Source organism: Flavobacterium artemisiae, from assembly GCF_042678225.1.
Lineage (GTDB): Bacteria > Bacteroidota > Bacteroidia > Flavobacteriales > Flavobacteriaceae > Flavobacterium > Flavobacterium artemisiae.
The window spans coordinates 30,540-52,934 of the sequence record NZ_JBHUDZ010000001.1 but is presented as its reverse complement, the minus strand read 5'-3'; the positions used below and the strand labels follow the sequence as shown (position 1 = coordinate 52,934).

13 protein-coding genes are annotated in these 22,395 nt (G+C 33.3%); all 13 read left to right on the top strand.

Annotated features, from left to right (window positions below; genetic code table 11):
- Positions 1–5: 5 nt before the first annotated feature.
- The 13 genes from ACFSC2_RS00195 (at position 6) to ACFSC2_RS00135 (ending at position 22,394) form a co-directional block, all read left to right on the top strand.
- Positions 6–1,169 (top strand): DUF1501 domain-containing protein, encoded by a 1,164-nt coding sequence (locus ACFSC2_RS00195; RefSeq protein ID WP_379817238.1) that lies wholly within the window; start codon positions 6–8, stop codon positions 1,167–1,169.
- A gap of 474 nt (positions 1,170–1,643) precedes the next feature.
- Positions 1,644–2,474, top strand: coding sequence for a prephenate dehydratase (locus ACFSC2_RS00190; RefSeq protein WP_379817237.1), 831 nt, complete (start codon positions 1,644–1,646; stop codon positions 2,472–2,474).
- Between the two features lie 81 nt (positions 2,475–2,555).
- Positions 2,556–3,701 (top strand): pyridoxal phosphate-dependent aminotransferase, encoded by a 1,146-nt coding sequence (locus ACFSC2_RS00185; RefSeq protein ID WP_379817236.1) that lies wholly within the window; start codon positions 2,556–2,558, stop codon positions 3,699–3,701.
- 90 nt (positions 3,702–3,791) lie between these two features.
- Positions 3,792–4,649 carry a prephenate dehydrogenase gene (locus ACFSC2_RS00180; protein WP_379817235.1) on the top strand — a complete coding sequence of 286 codons (858 nt, stop codon included), beginning with the start codon at positions 3,792–3,794 and terminating at the stop codon, positions 4,647–4,649.
- A 12-nt stretch (positions 4,650–4,661) separates the two neighbouring features.
- A complete protein-coding gene (locus ACFSC2_RS00175) occupies positions 4,662–5,744 on the top strand; it encodes a bifunctional 3-deoxy-7-phosphoheptulonate synthase/chorismate mutase type II (RefSeq protein WP_095928247.1) in 1,083 nt (360 codons plus the stop codon).
- A 347-nt stretch (positions 5,745–6,091) separates the two neighbouring features.
- On the top strand, positions 6,092–9,361 hold the full coding sequence (locus ACFSC2_RS00170) for a VIT domain-containing protein (RefSeq protein ID WP_379817234.1): 3,270 nt from the start codon (positions 6,092–6,094) through the stop codon (positions 9,359–9,361).
- 162 nt (positions 9,362–9,523) lie between these two features.
- Entirely contained in the window at positions 9,524–12,730 is a 3,207-nt protein-coding gene (locus ACFSC2_RS00165) for a VIT domain-containing protein (RefSeq protein WP_379817233.1), read from the top strand.
- Positions 12,731–12,869: 139 nt separating this feature from the next.
- Positions 12,870–13,847 carry a ribosome small subunit-dependent GTPase A gene (gene rsgA, locus ACFSC2_RS00160; protein ID WP_379817232.1) on the top strand — a complete coding sequence of 326 codons (978 nt, stop codon included), beginning with the start codon at positions 12,870–12,872 and terminating at the stop codon, positions 13,845–13,847.
- A 160-nt stretch (positions 13,848–14,007) separates the two neighbouring features.
- Positions 14,008–14,460, top strand: a complete 453-nt coding sequence (gene dtd / locus ACFSC2_RS00155; RefSeq protein ID WP_379817231.1) for a D-aminoacyl-tRNA deacylase — start codon at positions 14,008–14,010, stop codon at positions 14,458–14,460.
- A gap of 64 nt (positions 14,461–14,524) precedes the next feature.
- Entirely contained in the window at positions 14,525–16,432 is a 1,908-nt protein-coding gene (locus tag ACFSC2_RS00150; protein ID WP_379817230.1) for a DUF3857 domain-containing protein, read from the top strand.
- Between the two features lie 45 nt (positions 16,433–16,477).
- Positions 16,478–18,490: a DUF3857 domain-containing protein gene (locus ACFSC2_RS00145; RefSeq protein ID WP_379817229.1), complete on the top strand. Its 2,013-nt coding sequence runs from the start codon at positions 16,478–16,480 to the stop codon at positions 18,488–18,490.
- Between the two features lie 44 nt (positions 18,491–18,534).
- Positions 18,535–20,406 carry a DUF3857 domain-containing protein gene (locus tag ACFSC2_RS00140; RefSeq protein ID WP_379817228.1) on the top strand — a complete coding sequence of 624 codons (1,872 nt, stop codon included), beginning with the start codon at positions 18,535–18,537 and terminating at the stop codon, positions 20,404–20,406.
- 5 nt (positions 20,407–20,411) lie between these two features.
- Positions 20,412–22,394, top strand: a complete 1,983-nt coding sequence (locus ACFSC2_RS00135; RefSeq protein ID WP_379817227.1) for a DUF3857 domain-containing protein — start codon at positions 20,412–20,414, stop codon at positions 22,392–22,394.
- Position 22,395: the final 1 nt, after the last annotated feature.

Sequence of the window (22,395 nt, the reverse complement as noted above, 5' to 3'; positions counted from 1 at the left end):
ATTTCATGAATAGAAGAACTTTTTTAACGTTGACAGGAACTTTTACAGGTGGAATGCTTGTGCTTCCAGATTTTCTGCACGCTTTTGGAACGCAGCAAAATTTAATTGTAGGCGAACAATGCGTTGTTTTTGTACAGTTGAATGGAGGTAATGACGGATTGAATACTTTTATTCCTTACGATGATCCGCTGTATTATGATCTGCGAACAAAAATCGCTTTTAATAAAGAAAGTGTTGTTGGAAAAAATAGAGGAATGGGATTTCATCCGTCCTTAAAAGATTTTGCCCAAATGCAGCAAAACGGCGATTTGACAGTAATTCAAAATGTGGGTTATCCAGAACCTGTTCGCTCTCATTTCAGGAGTCAAGAAATTTGGCAGACAGCAGTAGATTCTAATAAATATGTAAACGAAGGCTGGCTTGGGCGCTATTTAGATCTGCAATGTAACGGACATCAGCCAACGGCGGGTGTGAATTTAGATTCGATTGATAATCTGGCTTTGAAAGGAATTGAGCCGAATTCGATTACGGTAAAAGACCCGAATCGTTTTAAAGTGAAAGGCGGTATGGAAGATTCTAAATTATCAGATAATCCGCAATTGGATTTCGTTCGAAAAATTGCCAATTCGGTTAGCGAAGGTTCAGATGAAATTCAGAAAGCATTGTTGAAATCAAAATCAGAAACCAGCTATCCAAAAACCGAATTATCCAAAAACTTAGAATGGATTGCACGTTTGATAAAAGGAAATTTGAATTCAAAAGTATATTACACGTCTTTAAACGGATTTGATACACACGACAATCAGCTTTCTATTCATGAAAGAAAATTGACAGACTTAAACGATTCACTTTTTAGTTTCTACAAAGATTTAAAGCAAGCGAACTTATTGCAAAATGTAACAATTGTAGTTTTCTCAGAATTCGGAAGACGCGTAAGAGACAACGGCAACGGAACCGATCACGGAACGGCAGCACCAATGTTTATTATTGGAGGGAATAATAAAGGAGCTATTTTAGGAAAAAATCCAAATTTAGCTGATCTGGATAATGGCGATTTAAAATATGAAACTGATTTTAGAAGTGTATACGCTTCGTTATTAAAAGAAAAACTCGATTTTAATTATTCTAAAATCGGTATTAAGAATAAGCCAGTTTCTGGTTTGTTTTAAAAGTTTTTTTAGCCACGAATTTCACGAATTTCCGCTAATTTTATTTTGAATTCATTAAAGTAGATTAGTGAAATTAAATCTAAGTTGAGAATAATTCGTGTTCATTAGTGAAATTCGTGGCGAAAAAACCTTAGTACCTTAGCATCTAAGAACCTTAGAACCTCATTTTAATATTCTCATTTTAAGCTGATTTTTTTACATTATCATACAAAACCTCCTAAATTTGTTAAGAAATCCTTTTTTGTTTCATAAAATGCAATATTTTTTTTGGAGGGGTGAAAATAATTTATACATTCGCAGAGAATTTAAACAATAAGACAAACAAAATGGCAAGTAACCGTTTTTATTTTAGCAACAATTTTTATTTCTTCTTTAGTAGAAGTCAGGATTGTGCTATGGTTATTTGAGATAAAATTTAAGACAAATAAAACTAATATACAATCCTGATGCAAATCAGGATTTTTTTTTGACTATATGACAACTAAAATTGCAATACAAGGTATTAAAGGTTCTTTTCATCATCAGGTTGTGAAAGAGTATTTCTCTGAAAATGTGGGTATTGATGAATGTTTGTCTTTTGAAGAATTAATCGACAGCCTTCTTGCCGGAAAATCTGATCAGGCCGTGATGGCGATAGAAAATTCGATTGCAGGGCCGATTATTCCGAATTATGCTTTGATTGATAAGAATAATTTACACATAATTGGAGAGCATTATTTAAATATTCAACAAAATTTAATGGCTTTAAAAGGTCAGAAAATTGAAGATATAAAAGAAGTTCATTCGCACCCGATGGCACTTTTGCAGTGTATGGATTTTTTGAAACAATATCCAAATATCAAATTGGTTGAGGATAAAGATACGGCAGAAACTGCGAGAAGAATTCAGGAAAAACAGTTAACCGGAATTGCAGCAATTGCAAGTCAGACAGCTGCCGAAATGTACGATCTTGATATTATTGCACCGGCGATTCAAACGATTAAAAATAACATGACTCGTTTCGTAATCATTAAAAAGCAAAATTCATTTTTACCAGAAAGCGAAATCAACAGAGCTTCGGTAAAATTTGAATTGGATCATAAAAGAGGAAGCCTTGCAGCGGTTTTAAATGTAATGAGCGACTGCAAACTGAATTTAACCAAAATTCAGTCGCTTCCAAAAATTGAAACACCTTGGAAATATTCGTTTTTCGTAGACGTAACATTCGAGAAATATGAAGATTATGCAAAAGCAAAAGCCTTATTAACGATAATGGCAGAATATTTTAAAGTGCTTGGGGAATATAGAGATACTAAGCCTTTGTAAAGGAAATTCAAGTTTAAAAATCCAAGTTCCAATTTTTTGGGAGTAAAAATAGAAAACTCTAAAAGAGAATAAATAAAAATCATGATAACAACAGCAAAACGATTAGACACAGTTGAAGAATACTACTTCTCATCAAAACTAAGAGAAGTAAGACAGCTGATGTCTGAAGGAAAACCGATCATCAATATGGGAATTGGAAGCCCGGATTTGAGTCCATCGAAAGCAGTAATTGAAGCAGTAGCTTCGGCAATTCAGGACGAGAATGGGCATGGTTATCAAAGCTATCAAGGATTACCAGAAATGAGACAGGCGATGGCAGATTTTTATAAAGATCAGTTTGGAGTTACTGTAAATCCCAATAATGAAATTTTACCATTGATGGGTTCCAAAGAAGGAATTATGCATATTTCGCTGGCATTTTTAAACGAAGGCGATCATGTTTTAATTCCGAATCCAGGTTATCCGACTTATACTTCGGTAACCAATTTGGTAGGAGCGGTTCCAGTTTATTATGATTTGAAAGAAGAAAACAGCTGGGAACCAGATTTCGAATCTTTAGAGAAATTAGAGCTGGAGAAAGTAAAATTAATGTGGCTTGGTTATCCGCACATGCCGACAGGAGCGAGAGGAAGTTTAGCGTTATTTGAAAAATTGGTTGCTTTTGCTAAAAAACACAATATATTATTGATTAATGACAATCCGTATAGTTTTGTTTTGAATGATAATCCGATGAGTTTATTGCAGGTTGAAGGAGCGAAGGATGTGGCTTTAGAATTAAATTCATTAAGTAAAACATTCAATATGGCAGGCTGGAGAGTCGGAATGGTTTTAGGAAATCCTGAAATTATAGATGCAGTCCTAAAAGTAAAAAGCAATATGGACAGCGGGATGTATTACGGAATTCAAAAAGGTGCTATTGCAGCTTTAAAATGTGATAAATCTTGGTTTGAAGATAACAATAAAATCTACAGACGAAGAAGAGAATTAACCGAAAAGCTGGCAGAAAAATTAAACTGCAAAGTATATAAAGAAGGAGTTGGATTGTTCGTTTGGGCAAAACTTCCAGAAGGAATAGAATCAGCAGAGAAGTTCATTGACGAAATATTATATGAGAAACATATTTTCATTACACCAGGAACCATTTTTGGAAGCAACGGTGAAGGTTATATCAGATTCTCATTGTGTGTAAAAGAAGAAAAAGTACAAGAAGCGATTGATCGATTTTAGATATTAGAATGTAGATTTTAGATTTCATATTTTACGAACCTTGCGGTTAAATAAGGTTGGAATTTTAAATCTTGGAATTTTTTAAAAATTATGAAAGTATACGTAATAGGAATAGGGTTAATAGGTGGTTCGATGGTGTTAGACATCAAAGGACGTTATCCTGAAGCGACTATTTTAGGAATCGATAATAACGAAAAACACGTACAGGAGGCAATTGAGTTAGGTGTTATCGATGAAGCGGGAAGCTTTGAAGATTTACAAAAAGCAGATTTTGTAATCGTTTCGGTTCCAGTTGATGTGGCGCTGACAGTTTTGCCAAAAGTATTGGATTTAGTGGGAGATAAAACAATTGTTTTTGAAGTAGGATCGACTAAAAAGCCAATTTGTGAAGCAGTAGCTGGTCACCCGAAAAGAAGAAATTTTATTGCAACGCATCCAATTGCCGGAACGGAGTTTTCGGGACCATCGGCAGCAATAAGAGGTTTGTTTCAAGGAAAAACGAACATTATTTGTGAAGTTGAAAAAACGGCTTTTAAACTGCAGGAAAAAGCATTGAACCTTTTCAGTTCAATTGGAATGAGGATTCGGTACATGGATCCGACTTCGCATGACAAACATATTGCTTACGTTTCGCATTTGTCGCACATTAGTTCGTTTATGCTTGGGAAAACGGTTATGAATAAAGAAAAAGACGAACAGGATATTTTTGACATGGCGGGAAGTGGATTTGAAAGTACGGTGCGTCTGGCGAAAAGTTCACCAGCAATGTGGACACCGATTTTCAAGCAAAACAAAGAACACGTTCTGGAAACTTTAGAAGAATATATTGCAAATCTCAGTCGGTTTAGGGATTTGTTGAAAGATGAAGATTACAATGCCATTTTTGAAGAAATGGAAAGTACAAATAAAATAAAAGAAATATTAAACGGATTAACAATTAAAAAGTAAACACAATTAAAAATGGAAAATAAAAAAGAAATGAGAAAGTGGTTAGAAGATTTCAATTTAAATCACCCACTTGTGATAGCTGGACCTTGTAGTGCAGAAACGGAAGATCAGGTTTTGAAAATTGCTCACGAATTAAAAGATTCTAAAGTAAGCGTTTTCAGAGCTGGAATCTGGAAACCAAGAACGCGTCCGGGAGGATTTGAAGGTGTTGGTGAAATCGGATTAAAATGGTTACAAAAAGCTAAAGCTGAAACTGGTTTATTAATGGGTACTGAAGTTGCTACTGCAGCGCACTGTAAACTAGCTTTAGAACACGATATCGACGTATTATGGGTTGGTGCACGTACAACTGCAAACCCTTTCGCAGTTCAAGAAATTGCTGATACATTAAAAGGAACTGATAAAATTGTTTTGGTTAAAAACCCTGTAAACCCAGATTTAGCTTTATGGTTAGGTGGTGTTGAGCGTTTACACATGGCAGGTATTGAGAAATTAGGTGTTATCCACAGAGGTTTCTCTACTTACGAAAAAACAAAATACAGAAACATTCCAGAATGGCAGATTGCTATCGAATTACAAAATAAATTCCCTGATTTACCATTAATCATCGATCCATCTCACATTACTGGAGATCGTAAAATGATTTTCGAAGTAACGCAGGAAGCTTTAGATTTGAACTACGATGGTATGATTATCGAAACGCACTACGATCCAGACAACGCTTGGTCTGATGCTGCACAGCAAGTAACTCCAGATTCTTTGAAACAAATCATTAAAGATTTGACTATCAGAAAAACGGATGATACTACAGATGAGTACAGCCAAAAAATGACAAAACTAAGAGCGAACATCGACGTACTTGATGCTAATTTATTAGAGCTTTTAGGAAAACGTATGAAAGTAGCTGATGAAATCGGTCAGGTGAAAAAAGATGCTAACGTTGCGATTCTTCAAAACAACCGTTGGAACGAAATCTTAGGAAAAATGATTTTAGAAGGTGAGAAAAAAGGTCTTACTGAAGAGTTTGTTTTAAGAATGTTCAAAGCAATTCACCAAGAAAGTATTGGACACCAAGAGAAAATTTTCAACGCATAATTTTTTCGAAACCATATAAGTGATATAAGAAAATTTAAGTTTATTGTAAGCTTTGTTTTAAAGTTTTCTTATAACATTAATTGAAAATAGATTGTTTTTTAAAATCCCTATTACTTTGAAAAAGGTAATGGGGATTTTTGTTTTTAAAACATAGCCCACGGTTTCAACCGTGGGACGCAATGCATATTTACAATCTTATCCCCACGGTTGAAACCGTGGGCTATGTTTTCAATCTTTATCTAATATTCTCTTATATAACTTACATGGTTTAATTTTTTTTAAAATTCCTCCCAACCTTTTTGATTTTTTTATTCTCTATATAAATATACAATCTAAACTTTCGAGTCATGAAATCAAAAATGTTTATGCCAGTAGATTTTCAAGCCAGTTTGAAATTATTATTTTATGTTTTGTTGTTTTTCGGAACAAAAACTTTTGCGCAAAGCCCAGAATTAACCGTTAAAGGAGACGAAGCCGAAAAAGTCAAAATGAGTCAGCTTATTGTGAATGTAAAAGTGGTTGGGAATATTGCTTACACAACAACGGAAATGCATTTTTTTAATTCAGGAAATCGCCAGATGGAAGCTGAATTAATTTTTCCGCTGCCAGAGAATGTTTCGGTTTCAAGATATGCAATTGACATTAACGGAAAAATGCGTGAAGCCGTTCCAGTAAATAAAAACAAAGGCAAACAGGTTTTTGAAGCAATTGAACATCGTAGAGTTGATCCGGGATTGTTAGAAAAAGTAGACGGAAATAATTTTAGAACAAGAATTTATCCTTTAATGCCAAATGGCGAAAGAATCGTAATTATTGGTTACGAAGAAGAACTTTCGGCATCAGACAAAAATAATCTGGCGTATCAATTAGTAAGTCGTTATCCTAAAAAGCTTGAGAAATTTGAAATCAATGTTTCCGTTTTAGGAACCGCAGCTTCGCCGACTATTGCAGAAAATTCGGGAGAACAAATTATCTTTTCAAAATGGAATCAGTCTTTTCAGACTTCATTAAAAAAAGAAAATTTTCAGCCTTCAGAAAAAATAGTTTTTACTATTCCAATTAAAGAAAATATTCCAAGTGTTCTAACACAGTCAGTTGGCGGACAATATTATTTCTACGGAAATACTTTTGTTGAAGGAAATAAAACAGCAAAAAAAGCACCAAATTCTATTGGTTTGATTTGGGATAATTCGCTGAGTTGTCAAAATCGGGATCTAAAAAAAGAATTGAACTTACTGGATGCTTATTTTCAGAAAATAAAAAATACAAAGGTGACACTGTACTTTTTAAATTACACTTTTGAAAAACAAAAAGAGTTTAGTATTTCTAATGGAAATTGGAATGAATTAAAAACGGTTTTAGAAAATACAAAATACGATGGCGGAACTCGTTTTTCAAAAATAAATTTTCCTGTTCATGATGAATTTTTATTCTTTTCTGACGGATTATCTTCTTTAAGCGAGAATATTTTACCAAAAACAAATAAACCCGTTTATACAATTACATCTTCTGTCTCTGCTGATTTTGCTTTTATGAATTTTTCTGCCATGAAAACGGGCGCTGCTTTCATTAATCTGAATCAGTTAAACGGAGCAAATGCTTTGGATAAATTAGTAAACAATAATTTGAAGTTTTTGGGTGTAAAAGAAAATTATACCGTTACAGATTTGTTTCCTATGAAAGGCACTTCGGTTTCTGGAAGTTTTAGTTTTTCGGGTATTTCTTTAAATCCAAAAAATCAAATTACGTTATTATTTGGTTATAACAACGAAGCGATTTTAGAACGAAAAATTACTTTAGATGCATCTTCTCAAAATACAAATGAAGTTACTATTGAGAAACTTTGGGCGCAGAAAAAAATCGCAAACCTTGAATTGCAATATGATAAAAATGCAGAAGAGATTGAGACTGTAGGCAAGAAATATGGAATCATTACCAAAAACACTTCGTTGATTGTTCTGGAAAACATTCAGGATTATATTATGTATGATATAGTACCGCCTGCAGAATTGCGTGTCGAATTTGACAGAATAAAAAAACAAGAACAAGCTAATAATCTGGCAGTACAAAAAAATAATTGGCAGAATGTCGATCGTTATTTTAGTGAATTAGAGAGATGGTGGAAAGAAGATATCAAACCAAAACCGCTGCCAAAACCTGAAGTTGTAAAACCTCGGGCATCAAATAACGTTTCTCAAACAACAGGCAGCAGAAATTCCCAATTAGCTGTGGGATCTGTTTCAGGAATTGTGGTAGATCGGGAAGGCTTGCCTTTACCAGGTGCAACCGTTTTAGTATTGGGACAAAGAGAAGGAGTTCAAACTGATTTTGATGGTAAATTTTTAATAAAAGCACCAGAGAATAGCACTCTTCAAGTTTATTATGTTGGTCTTGATACGAACTCTTTTAATATTGGAAGAAACAATCAGTTTACGATTACTATGCGTGATACTTCAGTAGAATTAGAATCAGTGGTTGTAACTGGGTATGCATCACAAAAAAGATCAATGGTAACTGGTTCTGTACAAACAATTTCTTCAGAAAGTATTGCCGAGGATAAAGATATTTCAGAAGAGATTACAAGTAAAGTTTCAGGACTTCAAGTCACACCTGCTCCGTCTGTTAGTGCTGACAAAGCTATCGAAAGCAATAAAGAAACAAATTTGGAAGCAAAAAATGATGCAATTGCAGAAGAGGAATCACGAGTTGTTGAAAGTTCTCCAAAAAAATGGAATCCAGATAGGCTTTATTTAAAAGCTTTGGCATCGGCACCAAAAGAAAAACAATACGATTTGTATTTTGAATTGAGAAAAGAACAAGAGAGAAATCCGAGTTTTTATTTTGATGTTGCTCATTTTTTCTACAATCAAGGAGATGTAAAAAAAGCACTTTCGGTGATTAGCAATATTGCCGATTTAGGTTTAGAGAATCATCAGCTTTACAAAACGTTGACTTACACTTTGCGTCAGTGGAAAGATTATGAAGATGCATTATTTACGGGAAAACAAATTGCAAAATGGAGAGCACACGAACCGCAGAGTTTGCGTGATTATGCTTTGGCTATGGAAGATGCAGGAAAATACCAAGAAGCTTTTGATGAATTGATTAAAGCACTTGAAGTGAATTATTATGGAGAAATGAGTGGACAATATCAAGGCGTTGAAGATATTATTTTGATGGATCTTAATCGTTTGATGGCAGCACATTCTGGATTAAAATCGGGTAAATTAGATAAAAAGTATCTTGCGAAAATGCCAATTGATATCCGAGTTATAATGAATTGGAATTTAATGGATGTTGACTTGGATTTACATATTATTGAGCCAAATGGAGAAGAGTGTTATTTTGCGCACAGAAATACGCAGGCTGGAGCGAGATTTTCAAAAGATTTTACACAAGGTTATGGCCCAGAGCAATATTTAATTCGAAATGCAATGAAAGGTAAATATCAAATCAAGACAAATTATTTTGGTGAAAGAGAATTAACAGAAAGTGGTCCTGCAACGGTTATGGTCGAAATTTATACAACCAAAGCCGGAAAAACGACAAGAACTTTAAAAACAATTCAATTAGGAAAAGTAAAAGAAAATGAGATTTTAGCCGAAATTGTTTGGTAAGAATATATGCTCTTCCAAGGTTGAGACTGTGATTTTTTTTAACCAATGGAAATTATTTTTCTAAAAAATAATTAAGTCAAAAACTTAAAACGACTTCATTTTATTGTAAGTTTATTTTTGTTTTTTATCCCACTATTAATAGACTATCTAAACTCCTGTGTAATGAAATTAAAAATGTTTAAGCCTGTAGATTTTCAAGTTTATTTGAAATTGTTATTGTATGTTTTGTTGTTCTTTGGAACCAAAACTTTTGCTCAAAGTCCGGAATTAATGGTTAACGGTGATGATGCTGAAAAAGTCAGAATGAGTCAGCTTTTGGTTAATGTAAAAGTGGTGGGAAATATTGCTTATACGACTGCCGAAATGCATTTTTTTAATTCGGGAACTCGCCAGATGGAAGCAGAACTTATTTTTCCGCTTCCCGAAAATGTTTCAGTTTCAAGATACGCCATTGATATTAATGGAAAAATAAGAGAAGCCGTTCCAGTAAATAAAAACAAAGGCAAACAGGTTTTTGAGGCAATCGAACATCGTAGAGTTGATCCAGGATTGTTGGAAAAAGTCGATGGCAATAATTTTAGAACCAGAATTTATCCGTTAATGCCAAACGGAGAAAGAATTGTAATCATTGGTTACGAAGAAGAACTTTCGGCTTCAGATAAAAATAATCTGGCCTATCAATTAGTAAGTCGTTATCCTCGAAAATTAGATAAATTTTCAGTGAAAATCGCTGTTATTGGGGCTTCAACTTCACCAAAAATTACCGAGAAATCATCTAGAATTTCTTTTTCAAAATGGAATCAGTCTTTTGAAGCTTCTTTCGAAAAAGAAAATTATCAGCCAACAGAAAAAATAGTTTTTGAAGTTCCGATACAAAATAATACACCCAGTACTTTGATGCAGGATGTTGGCGGTCAATATTATTTTTATGGAAATCTTTTTATTGAAGGTGCCAAAAAAGAAAAAAAAACACCAACATCAATTGGTTTAGTCTGGGATAATTCGTTGAGTTGTCAAAATCGCGATCTTAAAAAAGAATTGGATTTATTGGATGCTTATTTTCAAAAAATACAAAATACAAAAGTGACTTTGTATTTCTTGAATTATACTTTTGAGAAACAAAAAGAGTTTGTTGTTTCTAATGGAAATTGGAGTGAATTAAAAACGGTTTTAGAAAATACAAAGTACGACGGCGGAACACGTTATTCGCAATTGAGTTTTGCAGATCATGATCAATATTTATTTTCTACGGACGGATTGTCTTCTTTGAGTGAAAATTCATTTCCTAAAACTAAAAAAACGGTATTTACCATCTCCTCCTGCGTTTCGGCAGACTTTGCTTTTTTAAATTATACCGCTTCTAAAACGGGAGGGAGTTTTATTAATTTAAATCAGTTGAGTATCGAAAATGCTTTGGATAAATTAACTACAACGAATCTGAAATTTTTGGGAATAAAGGAAAATCTTTTAATTACTGATTTATTTCCGATGGAAGGAACTTCTGTTTCAGGAAATTTTAGTTTTTCGGGCATTTCATTAAACCCAAAAAATGAAATTACGTTGTTGTTTGGTAATGGGAACGAGGCTGTTTTAGAGAGAAAAATAACTTTAGACGGTACAATTCAAAACACAAATGAAGTTATTATTGAAAAACTTTGGGCGCAGAAAAAGATCGCCAATCTCGAACTGCAATATGAAAAAAATGCTGAAGAAATTGAGACTTTGGGAAAGAAATACGGAATCATTACCAAAAATACTTCATTAATAGTTCTGGAAAATCTGCAGGATTATATGATGTATGATATTATTCCTCCCACAGAATTACGAGCAGAATTTGACAGAATTAAAAAGCAGGAACAAGATAGAAATATCGCAAAACAAAAAAGCAGCTGGGAAAATGTAGATAGTTATTTTACAGCATTAAATACTTGGTGGAAACAGGATAAAAAATATGTCGCGCCAAAAGTTTTACCAAAGTCTAAGGCAAAAAGAAGATCTGGAACTATTTATGGTAATGCTGATGCTGTTTTAACAGTTGATGAGCCGGTTGGTTCAGGACCAGTTAGCGCAATGGTGACAGAAAATAGTGCACCACAAGCAACGCCTCCATCTGCAATGAAACTAGAAAGAGCAGAAAATCAAGCCAAAAAAGAAAAATCGTATCGACCTGCGAGAGTTATTACTCCAGGATTAGCGACGGCTGTAAATCAATCTGTTGCTACACGCGATGGGGACAAAGCAGTAAAAGAAGATGATTATAGTACCGCTGTTGTGAGAGGATATTTATCTAATAATTCGAATAAGGAACTTTTAATAGTTGTAGATGGACAAATTTTTGAAGGAAAACTTGAAGATATAGTGAATGCTGATATGGTTTCGGTAGAAAAAATTACAGATCGTTCTATTACCTCAATTTATGGAAACAGAGCGGAAAATGGAATTATTAGTGTTACTACAAAAAATCCAAACAAGTTTAAAGTTTGGAATCCCGACAGATTGTATTTAAAAGCATTAGCATCGGCGCCAAAAGAAAAACAATACGATTTGTATTTAGAATTAAGAAAAGCGCAAGAAAAAAATCCGAGTTTTTATTTTGATGTTGCGCACTTTTTCTACAATCAGGGAGATGTGAAAAAAGCATTACAGATCATTAGTAATATTGCCGATTTAGGATTAGAAAATCATCAACTCTATAAAACATTAACTTACACTTTACGTCAATGGCAGGATTTTGATGATGCTGTATTTACAGCAAAACAAGTGGTAAAGTGGAGATCGCATGAACCGCATAGTTTACGTGATTACGCTTTAACTCTTGAAGATGCTGGAAAATATCAGGAAGCTTTTGATGAATTAATCAAAGCACTGGAAGTAAATTATTATGGCGAAATGCGCAGCCATTATGAGGGAGTTGAGGATATTATTCTGATGGATTTGAATCGAATGATTACAGAACATTCAGGATTGAAAACCGAAAAATTAGACAAAAAATATCTAGACAAAATGCCAGTAGATATTAGAATAATCCTGAACTGGAATCAAATGGATGTAGATTTGGATCTTCATGTTATTGAACCAAATGGTGAAGAATGCTACTACAGTCACACTACGACTGAGGCCGGCGGAAGATTTTCAAAAGATTTTACGAGAGGTTACGGACCTGAGCAGTATTTAATTCGAAATGCTATTAAAGGAAAATATAAAATAAAAACAAATTACTTTGGCGAAACAAAACTAACCGAAAATGGTCCGGCAACCCTTATGGTAGAAATTTATACAACCAAAGCCGGAAAAACGACAAAAACTTTAAAAACAATTCAGTTAGGGAAAGTAAAAGAAAATGAGATTTTAGCCGAAATTGTTTGGTAAGAGTAAGAAATACAAAGGATAGATTTTAATTTTAAAAGGCGAAGTTGCGTTGTTCAATTCTAAAAACGTAATTTTGCCTTTTACTTTTTAGGTTTAATGAGAAATCTAAAATCTAAAATCAGAAACCTAAAATTAAAGAATGACAGGAACCGTTTATAAATCTACAGGAAGCTGGTACACCGTAAAATCTGAAACAGGAGATTTTGTGGAATGCCGTATGAAAGGGAAATTTAGAATAAAAGGTATCAAAAGTACCAATCCTATTGCTGTAGGCGATATTGTTGATTATGAATTAGATGAAACTTCTGATGCCGTAACGGGAACAATCCACAATATTCACGAAAGAAAAAACTATATTGTTCGTAAATCGGTTAATTTATCTAAACAAATTCACATTATTGCATCGAATATTGATCAAGTTTTTTTGCTGATTACAATCGATAATCCGCCAACAACGACAAGTTTTATTGATCGTTTTTTGGTTACTGCAGAAGCATACGGAATTGAAGCGATTCTTGTTTTCAATAAAATAGATACACTTACAGAACAAACTTTAGACGATCAGCTTTATCTGCAGCATATTTATACTGAAATCGGTTATAAATGTCTTCGAATTTCATCTACAGAAAATAAAGGTGTTGACAAGCTGAAAGAAATGATGATTGGTAAAGTCAGTATGTTTTCTGGACATTCTGGAGTTGGGAAATCGACTTTAGTAAATGCAATGGAACCAAGTTTACACTTAAAAACTTCGGTAATTTCAGAACAAAGTAAACAAGGACAGCACACTACAACTTTTGCTGAAATGTATGATTTGTCTTTTGATGCGCGAATTATTGACACTCCAGGAATCAAAGGTTTCGGAATTGTAGATATGGAACCATCAGAAATCAGCGGTTATTTTCCAGAATTTTTCAAATTAAAAGATCAATGTAAGTTTAACAATTGTTTACACAAAGAAGAACCGCATTGTGCTATAAAGACAGCATTAGAAAAAGACGAAATTGCTTGGTCTCGTTACAGCAGTTACCTTAAAATCTTAGAAGGCGACGACGAACACTATCGTACAGATACCTACGGAGAAGATCGCGCGGCGAGTGATGAAACCAGAAAGTAAGGTTTTAAATTCCAATATCATCTTTGTCAAAATGAAATTCCAAATACCAATTCAAGAACGAACGTTTGTATTGTAGAGATGCACTGCAGTGCATTTAACGCATAGTTAAAATCTGTAAAATCCTTTAACCTGTGGTAAAAAACCACAATTTACAATTATAATGAAAGTAGTTATCCAAAGAGTTTCAGAAGCATCCGTAACAGTAGATCAAAAAAAAGTAGCCGAAATCCAGAAAGGGCTGTTATTATTAGTCGGGATTGAAGATGCAGATACTCAAGAAGACATTGATTGGCTCGTTGGAAAAATTATAAAAATGAGGATTTTTGGAGACGAAAATGACGTCATGAACTGCTCGGTTCAGGATGTTGACGGCGATATAATTGTTGTAAGCCAGTTTACACTTCATGCTTCAACAAAAAAAGGAAATCGTCCGTCTTATATAAAAGCGGCTAAACCAGATTTTGCAATTCCGATGTATGAGAATTTCGTAAAAACTTTAGAAAAAGAATTTCAAAAGACAGTTCAAACCGGAATTTTTGGCGCCGATATGAAAGTAAATCTGTTAAATGATGGTCCTGTAACGATTCTAATTGACAGTAAAAATAAAGAATAAAAATAAACTAAACATTTGTTAAGAGTTTCTCAAAATAATATATATTTGACGAAATTCCTTACTAATGAAAAGCCCTTATTACTCGTTTATTTTTTTATTATTCTCGCTATTTTCTAATGCTCAAAAACCAGAATATTCTGTTCTGACTATTGCTGATAGTTTAAAAGAAAATGCAAATGCAGTTGTTCGTCTAGATCAGAACGATATTAGTATTTTATCACAACGAAGCATGGTTGCTAAGACACATCGCGTTGTAACGGTTTTTAATGAAAGCGGTTTTGATGTAACAGATGCTTATGAATTTTACAATAAGTCAACATCAGTAAAAAATATCGAAGTCATAATTTATGACGGTACTGGAAAGGAAATCAAAAAAATCAAGCGAAAAGATTTTAGAGATCAAAGCGTAGTAGGAGGCGGAACACTTTTTTCAGACAGTAGATATTTGTTTTTAGATTACACTCCAGTTTCCTATCCTTTTACAGTAGAATTTAACAGCGAAGTGCAGACTTCTGCAACGGCATTTATTCCCAGATGGATACCACTTCATGGTTTTAATTACAGTATAGAAAAATCGGTTTTAAATGTTACGTATCCTGCCGACTTAGGTTTTAAGAAAAAAGAATACCAATTTGAAAATTTCAACATAAAAAAAACGGTTGATACCAACACACAGCTTTCCTATACGATAGCCAATATTCCTGCGCAGAAAAGAGAAGATAAAAGTCCTTCATATTCAACGCTTTTTCCAAAAGTATTGATGGGCTTAGAGCGTTTTCATTTAGAAGGCGTAGACGGAAACGGAACAAATTGGAACGATTTCGGAAAATGGTATTATGATAAAATTTTAGCCGGAACAACAGATCTTCCAGAAGAAACCAAAACGAAAATCAAAGCCTTAGTCGGAAACGAAAAAGATCCTATTAAAAAGGCAAAAATAGTTTACGATTTTGTACAGAAAAAATCAAGATACGTAAGCATTCAGGTTGGTATTGGAGGCTGGAAACCGATGCTGGCTTCAGATGTAGACAGGTTAGGATATGGCGATTGTAAAGCTTTAACCAATTATACGAAAGCATTGCTGCAGGCAGTAGATGTTCCGTCATACAATACTGTTTTATATGGAGATCCTAGTAAAACAAATATCGAAGCCGATTTTGTTTCTATGCAGGGAAATCATATGATTTTGTCAATTCCGAATGGCGATCATTATACTTGGCTCGAATGTACCAGTCAAGACGATCCGTTTGGTTACCAAGGAACATTTACAGATGATCGAGATGTTTTGGTAATTAAGCCAGAAGGAGGCGAAATTGTCAGAACAAAAATATATGAGGATAATGGCAATACACAAAAAGACAAAGGAGTGTATACTATAGATGAAAACGGAAATTTTTCTGGAACGCTTTCAATCATTTCTGAAGGATCTCAATACAGCATAAAATCAAGAGTAGAACATTTACAGCCAACAGAAAAAGAAAAACATTATAAAGAATATTGGGATAACATCAATAATCTAAAACTTGGTAAAATCAATATTACAAATGATAAAGAAAATATTCGCTTGATCGAAGATATCCAGTTGAGCGCTTCCAACTATGGTGCAATTTCGGGAAACAAAATGATGTTTGTTCTGAATTCATTTAATCAGACAGATGGAAGTGTAAAGCGTATTCGAAACAGAAAAAATCCATTCGAAATTCAGAGAGGTTATTTGGATACAGATGAAATTGAAATTAATCTGCCATCGGGTTTTAATATCGAATTTATTCCTTCTAACTATGAATTGAAAGGGAAATTTGGAGAATACAGAACAGAAATCATCAAAAAAGAAAACAATAAACTAATTTATAAAAGATCAATGTTTCTTAATAAAGGAAAATATTCAAACAAAGAATATGATGAATACCGCCTTTTTATGGAACAAGTTTCCAGAAATGATAATGCCAAAATCATTCTGACTAAAATTTAATAAACATACCCAAAAATAAATCAAAACCAACCAAAACCAAAAACAATGAAAATCGCTAAATTATTAAGTAGTACTCTTTTTTTACTCCTTGCGACTTTTGTAAGTGCACAGGATCTTAAATTGGGAAAAGTATCTATTGCTGAATTAGAACAAAAAACGCATCCAAAAGATTCTGCCGCGACAGCTGCTATTTTGTACAAAAGAGGAAACGCTAGAATAGAGTTTAATGAAACTGATGGATTCATCCTTGCGACAGACGTAGAAACAAGAATAAAAATCTATAAAAAGGACGGTTACGAATATGCGAATCAGCAAGTAGCTTATTATCTAGATGGTAACAGCAGAGAAATGGTCACTTTTTCTGATGCTTATACCTACAATCTTTTAAATGGTAAAGTAGAAAAAGTAAAAGTAAAGAGCGACGGTTTTTTTGATGAAGAAGTAAATAAATATCGCGGACGAAAAAAAATTGCTTTCCCGAATGTTAAAGAAGGTTCTATTATAGAATACAAATATACTGTTCGTACCAAAAATATCGGCTGGATGCCGGATTGGGAATTTCAAGAAGAAATACCGGTGAATTTTTCACAATTCTCCACGTTTGTTCCAGAATATTATGTGTTTAATATCAGACAAAAAGGATATATTTTTCCGAAAGTTTTGGTAGAGAAAAACAACAAAAGCATTATGTTTACGGAAAAAGAAAGGGAAGGTTTTTATGTCGTGCAGACTAATTTTTCAACAAGTAAAGTAGATTATCTAGAAACAAAAACAACATATTTACTGGAAAATATTCCAGCAATGAAATCAGAAGATTTTGTAAATAATATCAATAATTACAGAGCAAGCTTAGAGCAGGAATTATCAATGATAAAATACCCAAATGCGCCAATCAAAGTGCTTTCGCATGATTGGGAATCTGTAGCAAAAACGATTTATGATCTGGATAGTTTTGGTTCAGAATTAAATAAAACCGGCTATTTTGAAGATGATTTAAAGCCTTTATTAGCAAATGCAAAAACGCCGGAAGAAAAAATACTGATTGTTTTGAATCTTGCAAAATCAAAAGTAAAATGGAATGATTTTATGGGTTATGGAACCGATAAAGGAGTTAGAAAAGCTTACAAAGAAGGTTCTGGAAATATTGGCGACATTAACTTGATGCTTACAGCAATGTTAAGATATTCAGGTTTAGATGCCAACCCGGTTTTAGTTAGTACACGTTCAAATGGTATTTCGATTTTCCCAAACAGAACAGCTTTTAATTATGTTATTGCTGAGGTAGAAACGCCTGCAGGAAAGGTTTTATTAGATGCTTCGGATAAGTTTTCGGCACCAAATATTCTTCCGGTTCGAACTTTAAACTGGCACGGAAGATTAATTAGAAAAGATGGAACTTCTGAAGACATTGATTTAATTCCGAGAAAGAACTCAAATGATATTGTTTTTATGAGTTACGATATTGCGCCAGAAGGTAAAATTACGGGTAAAATTAGAAGACAATGTACGGATTATAATGCCTTTCAAACAAGAATGAGTCTTGAAGGAGTTAAAGAAGAAGAATACTTAGAGAAATTAGAAAACAAAAATCGAAAAATTGAAATCAGCGATTACTCACGTAATAATGTAAAAGACATTTTGCTTCCTACAATCGAAACGTATTCTTTTGCTGGAAACGATTTATGTGAGGTAATCGGCGGAAAAATTTACATCAATCCATTATTGTTTTTTGCCAACGAAAAAAATCCGTTTAAACAAGAAGTTAGAGAATATCCAGTAGACTTCGGTTTTCCGTTTTTAGATAAATTCAATGTAACAATAAAAATTCCAGAAGGTTTTACGGTAGAAACTTTGCCAACGCCTTCTGCAATTAACATGGAAGATAATGTCGGAAGCTTTAAATTTAATATAGCTGTTAATGAGGATGTTCTACAATTGACTGTTGTCAACCAGATCAATGAGGCCATTATCTCGACAGAACAGTATGATATGCTAAAAGAATATTACAAAGGACTAGTTGCGAAACAGACAGAAAAAATTGTTTTAAAAAGAATCTAGTATAAATGCGTAATATATCTCTACTTTTTTTGCTGTTTTTTATAATGCTGAAAAGTAATGCTCAAGATTCAAAATTTGGCACTATTACTATTACAGCGCTCGAAGAAAAAGTCCATCCACAAGATTCGGCTGCTGTCGGCGCTGTGTTATTTAGTCATGTAAAAATGAATCTGAAAATGAATGGGAGTACAGAGAAAGTTACTCGCAAAAAAGTAAAAATTTATAAAAACGGGGGATATAATCTATCCAATATTCAATTCTATTGTCCGGCAGGAAAATCAAATAATGTCGAAATAGTAAATGCCGCTACTTATAATTTGGTTGACGGAAAAATTGTTAAAACAAAACTGACTTCTGAGAGCGAGTTTGTTGAGAAAACAAATAATGATTTCTGGATAAAAAAAATAACATTCCCTAATGTAAAAGAAGGTTCTATTATTGAATATGAATGTAAAGAATGGGGTGGCTATTTGAGTGATTGGAGTTTTCAAGAAAATATTCCAGTAAATTATTCTGAACTTGTAACCATTATACCCGATCCGTATGTGTTTAAGAAAAATATTAAAGGAATATATACACCAAAGGTGATTTCTAAAGTTGCCAATACTTATGGTTACAGTGCAATAGAAACCAGCTATTTGTTTCAGAATCTTCCAGCAATGAAGGAAGAAAGTTATGTCAATAATATTAATAATTACAGAAGCGGTATTTCTTTCGAATTAGAAAGCGTTGCCATACCAGGACAGTTTTACAAATCATTTTCTAATGACTGGACAAACGTTGCTAAAACAATTTATGATTTTGACAATTTTGGACCAGAACTTAATAAAACAGGTTATTTTGAAGATGATTTGAAAAAGCTTTTAGAAGGAAAAAATACTTCGAACGCAAAAATTACAGCAATATTAGATTACGTAAAGTCAACCGTTACTTGGAACGACTATGTGGGATATTCCTGTGCAAAAGGGGTAAGAAAAGCATATAAAGATAAATCAGGAAATTGTGCCGATATTAATTTAATGCTGACGGCAATGCTTCGTCATGCAGGATTAAAGGCAAATCCGGTTTTGACAAGCACACGTTCTAATGGAATTGCTTTTTTTCCGACTTTATCTGCATTCAACTATGTAATCGCTGCGGTCGAAAACGGGGATGAATTGATACTTTTGGATGCCACAGACAAATATTCGGCTCCGAATGTACTTCCGTTAAGAGCTTTAAATTGGTTTGGAAGATTAATTCGTAAAGACGGAACTTCTGAAAGTATCGATTTAGCGCCTAAAAAAACATCCTTAGATAATATTACCGTTGACTATGCAATTGAAGCAAACGGACAGATCAGCGGAAAAGTAAGACATCAGTTTACAGAATACAATGCAATGGCTTTTAGAAATAAGTTTGAAAAAGCTAAAAAAGACAACTATTTGGACAGTCTTGAAGAAGAACTGGGGAAAATTGAAATTAGAGATTATTCTCAAATCAATATAAATGATATTTTACTGTCTCCGGTTGAAATTTTTTCTTTTTCTGGAACCGACTTGTGCGAATTGATCGGTGATAAAATTTATATTAATCCGATGCTGTTTTTTGCCAGTACTAAAAATCCTTTTAAGCAAGATAAAAGAGAATATCCGATAGATTTTGGATTTCCTTTTTTAGAGAAATACAATATTAATATTAGAATTCCAGATGGCTTTGTTTTAGAAACAATTCCTTCAGCCAATGCATTAGTGATGGAAGAAGGGCTGGGGACTTTTAAATACAATATTGCAGTTAATGAAAATATGCTGCAACTCCTGATTATCCATCAAATTAACGTACCGATTGTAACCACAGATCAATACGGAATAATACGAGAATATTACAAAGAAATGATTGCAAAACAAACGCAGAAGATAGTTCTGAAAAAGATTTAAAAAAAATGAGATTTTATACAATTGTGTTTTTACTTTTTTTGGTTTCTAAAATCAATGCTCAAAATTATGAATTAGGAAAAGTAACTGTTGCAGAGTTACAAGAAAAAGTAAATAAAGTGGACACAACTGCTCCAGCTGCAATTTTGTTTAAAAAAGGAAGAACTTTTTTTACCTACAATGTAAAAACGGGTTTTTCGGCCAGCAGTGTTTATGAATTTAAAATTAAAATTTATAAAAAAGAAGGGCTGAAATGGGCCGATCAGAAAGTGCGTTTTTATATTGGCTACGAAAATTTAAATCCGGATCAATTAGAATTTAAAAACGCGGTAACCTATAATCTCGAAAATGGTGCTGTCGTAAAAACGAAATTAAATAGTCAGGGAACTTTCAAAAAGAAAATTAATCAATATTGGGGAGAAAAAACAATAACACTTCCTAATGTAAAAGTCGGCTCTATTTTAGAATACAGCTACACCGTAAAATCAGAAAATATTGTAAAACTTCCTGATTTTGATATTCAATATGAAATTCCGGTCAATTACTTCGAATACAAAACCAATATTCCAGAATATTACATTTATAAAACCATATTAGTCGGCAGGCAGCCTATAGAAAGTGATACAAAATTTACAAGCGGAAGCAGTTCTTTTGAAAATGAACATTCGCAAACTACTAATATTTCATATAAACAAATAAGCTCGATTTATAGTGGGAAAGATATTCCGCCTTTGACCGACGAACCATTTGTTAATAATCCTGATAATTTTAAAGGAAGCATTCAGCACGAATTAGAAAGAATCCGTTATCCGGATCAGCCGGTTAAGGATTATACAATGACTTGGGATGGCGTGGCTTCGACAATTTATAAAAATGAACATTTTGGAAAAGAACTGGATAAAAAAGACTTTTTGCTGGACGATGTAAAACGACTTTTAGGAAACGTAACCAGTCTGGAAGAAAGGATGAATCTTGTTTTTCAATTCGTTCAAAATAAAATAAATTGGAACGAAAAAAACGATTACTATACCGATAAGGGAGTTTTAAAAGCTTATACAGAACAAACAGGAAATGTAGCCGAGATTAATTTTATTCTGATAAATATGTTGAAACTGGCAGGAATAGAAGCAAATCCTGTTTTGGCCAGTACTTTAGAAAATGGAGTTCCGGTTTATCCGACAAGAACTGGATTTAACTATGTAATTGCGGCAGCAGAAATAGACGGAAACCAAATTTTGCTTGATGCCTCTCGTAAATTTACAACTCCAAATATTCTTCCTTTAAATCTTCTAAACTGGAAAGGAAGACTTATTAAAAGCGACGGAACGTCTAAAGAAATTGATCTCGTTCCAGCTGTAAATTCTAAAGAAATGTCCAACCTATTGGTACAGCTTGATGATAAAGGAAAATTAAAGGGAAAAGTTAGAGTACAATATACTGATTATGATGCTTATCGTTTTAGAATTCGCAACAGCGATAAAAGCGAAGAAAATTATCTTGAAAAATTAGAACAACAACTCGGAGATTTAAAAATTTCGGGATATAGTGTTGAAAATAAAAAAAGCAATTTTTCTAAACCGATCACAGAAACTTTTTCATTTGAATCGGACAATCAGATAGAAATTATTGGTGACAAGATTTTTATCAATCCAATGCTGTTTTTTAGAAATTCTAAAAATCCTTTTAATCAGGAAAACAGACAAATGGCAGTGTATCTCGGTTATCCAAGTTTAGAAAAGTATAATCTCAATTTAGAGATTCCTGCTGGTTATGTGGTAGAATCGATGCCGGCTCCTGTGCGATTTTCGCTGGAAGATAAAACAATCAGTTTTACAATGAATATTTCTAATGACGGAAACAAAATTCAATTTAGCAGCTTACAGGAAATTAATAGTAGTATTTTTGCGGTAGAAAATTATCAAGGTTTAAAAGATATTTTTCAGAAAATAATTACCAGTCAAAATCAAAAAATAGTACTGAAAAAAGCTTAAA

Coding starts and splice junctions, on each gene's coding strand:
- ACFSC2_RS00195 (WP_379817238.1), top strand. CDS start 6: ATGAATAGAAGAACTTTTTTAACGTTGACAGGAACTTTTACAGGTGGA.
- ACFSC2_RS00190 (WP_379817237.1), top strand. CDS start 1,644: ATGACAACTAAAATTGCAATACAAGGTATTAAAGGTTCTTTTCATCAT.
- ACFSC2_RS00185 (WP_379817236.1), top strand. CDS start 2,556: ATGATAACAACAGCAAAACGATTAGACACAGTTGAAGAATACTACTTC.
- ACFSC2_RS00180 (WP_379817235.1), top strand. CDS start 3,792: ATGAAAGTATACGTAATAGGAATAGGGTTAATAGGTGGTTCGATGGTG.
- ACFSC2_RS00175 (WP_095928247.1), top strand. CDS start 4,662: ATGGAAAATAAAAAAGAAATGAGAAAGTGGTTAGAAGATTTCAATTTA.
- ACFSC2_RS00170 (WP_379817234.1), top strand. CDS start 6,092: ATGAAATCAAAAATGTTTATGCCAGTAGATTTTCAAGCCAGTTTGAAA.
- ACFSC2_RS00165 (WP_379817233.1), top strand. CDS start 9,524: ATGAAATTAAAAATGTTTAAGCCTGTAGATTTTCAAGTTTATTTGAAA.
- rsgA (WP_379817232.1), top strand. CDS start 12,870: ATGACAGGAACCGTTTATAAATCTACAGGAAGCTGGTACACCGTAAAA.
- dtd (WP_379817231.1), top strand. CDS start 14,008: ATGAAAGTAGTTATCCAAAGAGTTTCAGAAGCATCCGTAACAGTAGAT.
- ACFSC2_RS00150 (WP_379817230.1), top strand. CDS start 14,525: ATGAAAAGCCCTTATTACTCGTTTATTTTTTTATTATTCTCGCTATTT.
- ACFSC2_RS00145 (WP_379817229.1), top strand. CDS start 16,478: ATGAAAATCGCTAAATTATTAAGTAGTACTCTTTTTTTACTCCTTGCG.
- ACFSC2_RS00140 (WP_379817228.1), top strand. CDS start 18,535: ATGCTGAAAAGTAATGCTCAAGATTCAAAATTTGGCACTATTACTATT.
- ACFSC2_RS00135 (WP_379817227.1), top strand. CDS start 20,412: ATGAGATTTTATACAATTGTGTTTTTACTTTTTTTGGTTTCTAAAATC.